Below are 572 nucleotides of genomic sequence, written 5' to 3'. Positions count from 1 at the left end.
GCTTAAAAAAACCCTAATAAATAACTTCTCACCTTCATCATGAGGGAACCTATTTATTAAGGTTATCGTTACACCATACTGCTTATTCCAAACCAAATACCTTCAACGTGTCGGCAACATCTTTGCTACGCAAGTGTCGGTGGTAAATGGTAGGCTTGGGCAGACTTGAACTGCCGACCTCACCCTTATCAGGGGTGCGCTCTAACCAGCTGAGCTACAAGCCTATGTTCACTTTTCAACACATAGCTAGCTGTGAATATTTGTTAACTGTAGCGAGGTAGTCAAGCTCAGCAGGATATCCCTGCGTTTAAGCCCTTGACCACGCCCACTTGCAATGCAAGTGTTGGTAATAAATGGTGGAGCTAAGCAGGATCGAACTGCTGACCTCCTGCGTGCAAGGCAGGCGCTCTCCCAGCTGAGCTATAGCCCCATTTCTACATATCTTTGTAAAAACTTCGGTATGGTGTCTCTATTCTTAAATATGCCATGCGAGCCCATGAATGCACCAACGTCTCCGTTGAAATTACAAACATCGCTTGCGCAAGATTTTCCCTAAAGAAAAAATTGGCACG

At 45.1% G+C, this 572-nt stretch carries 2 tRNA genes; both read right to left on the bottom strand.

Annotated features, from left to right (window positions below):
- Window positions 1-147 precede the first annotated feature (147 nt).
- Window positions 148-224, bottom strand: a tRNA-Ile gene (locus RM552_RS17705).
- A gap of 130 nt (window positions 225-354) precedes the next feature.
- Window positions 355-430: transfer RNA gene (locus tag RM552_RS17700), tRNA-Ala, on the bottom strand.
- Window positions 431-572: the final 142 nt, after the last annotated feature.

Origin of the sequence: Glaciecola petra, from assembly GCF_031846345.1 — a bacterium.
GTDB lineage: Bacteria > Pseudomonadota > Gammaproteobacteria > Enterobacterales > Alteromonadaceae > Glaciecola > Glaciecola petra.
Note: the sequence above shows the minus strand (reverse complement) of the source record. Positions and strands in the feature narration are given on the sequence as shown.